This is a genomic window from Streptococcus intestinihominis, assembly GCF_046824975.1.
Lineage (GTDB): Bacteria > Bacillota > Bacilli > Lactobacillales > Streptococcaceae > Streptococcus.
In genome coordinates this window covers 389,261-390,848 of sequence record NZ_JBKQBL010000001.1, presented here as the reverse complement: position 1 = coordinate 390,848, position 1,588 = coordinate 389,261, and the positions used below count along the sequence as shown (strand labels likewise).

Genomic DNA, 1,588 nt, shown 5'->3' with positions numbered 1-1,588 from the left:
GGTACTAAACGTCCAAAAGCATAAGGAAAGGGGATAAAGAGAAATGAGTCGTAAAAATAGAGCTCCAAAGCGCGATGTATTGCCAGATCCGCTTTACAATTCACAACTAGTTACTCGTCTTATCAACCGCGTTATGCTTGATGGTAAACGTGGTACAGCAGCTTCAATCGTTTATGGTGCTTTTGAGCAAATCAAAGAAGCTACTGGAAATGACGCGCTTGAAGTATTTGAAACAGCAATGGAAAACATCATGCCTGTACTTGAAGTACGTGCACGTCGTGTTGGTGGATCTAACTACCAAGTCCCAGTTGAAGTTCGTCCAGAACGTCGTACAACACTTGGACTTCGTTGGTTGGTAACCATCGCTCGTCAACGTGGTGAGCACACAATGGTTGATCGCCTTGCTAAAGAAATCTTGGATGCTGCAAACAACACTGGTGCAGCAGTTAAGAAACGTGAAGACACTCACCGTATGGCTGAAGCTAACCGTGCCTTCGCACACTTCCGCTGGTAAGATCATGATGCTAGGAACGAAAAGAATGCAAAGTGAAAATAGGAAACTGACGCAGTATTCGATGAATACAAGGAAGTTTATCTTTTTCACACAGCATCCCGTTCCGGCTCAAATCGGCTAACTAACTTTAGCCCGAGTTCAATTGAGCTCAAATCAGCTAAATCAAACAGGATAAACAATGAGAACGGGTAGGTCCTGCCTATCCGTTTTTGTTAAATCATGTTATAATAGTATAGAAATAAAAAATATAGGAGAACAAAACCTCATGGCACGCGAATTTTCACTTGAAAAAACTCGTAATATCGGTATCATGGCCCACGTCGATGCTGGTAAAACAACTACAACTGAGCGTATCCTTTACTACACTGGTAAGATTCACAAAATCGGTGAAACTCACGAAGGTGCGTCACAAATGGACTGGATGGAGCAAGAGCAAGAACGTGGTATCACCATCACATCTGCTGCGACAACCGCTCAATGGAAAGACACTCGTGTTAACATCATCGACACACCAGGACACGTGGACTTCACGATCGAAGTACAACGTTCACTCCGCGTTTTGGACGGTGCTGTAACGGTTCTTGACTCACAATCAGGTGTTGAGCCTCAAACAGAAACAGTTTGGCGTCAAGCAACTGAATACCGTGTTCCTCGTATCGTATTTGCGAACAAGATGGATAAAATCGGTGCTGACTTCCTTTACTCAGTAAGCACACTTCATGATCGTCTTCAAGCAAACGCACACCCAATTCAATTGCCAATCGGTTCAGAAGATGACTTCCGTGGAATCATCGACTTGATCAAGATGAAAGCTGAAATCTACACCAACGACCTTGGTACAGACATTCTTGAAGAAGATATCCCAGCTGAATACCTTGACCAAGCTCAAGAATACCGTGAAAAATTGGTTGAAGCAGTTGCTGAAACTGATGAAGACTTGATGATGAAATACCTTGAAGGTGAAGAAATCACTAACGAAGAATTGAAGGCTGCTATCCGTAAAGCAACTATCAATGTTGAATTCTTCCCAGTATTGTGTGGTTCTGCCTTCAAGAACAAAGGGGTTCAATTGAT

Annotated in this window: 2 protein-coding genes; both read left to right on the top strand. The window is 43.0% G+C overall.

The window, feature by feature from the left end; genetic code table 11:
- Positions 1–43: 43 nt before the first annotated feature.
- A complete protein-coding gene (rpsG, locus tag ACLOR3_RS02055; RefSeq protein ID WP_003003105.1) occupies positions 44–514 on the top strand; it encodes a 30S ribosomal protein S7 in 471 nt (156 codons plus the stop codon).
- 265 nt (positions 515–779) lie between these two features.
- A partial coding sequence (locus ACLOR3_RS02050; protein ID WP_412036945.1) for a GTP-binding protein occupies positions 780–1,588 on the top strand: 809 nt, incomplete at its 3' end.

Coding starts and splice junctions, on each gene's coding strand:
- rpsG (WP_003003105.1), top strand. CDS start 44: ATGAGTCGTAAAAATAGAGCTCCAAAGCGCGATGTATTGCCAGATCCG.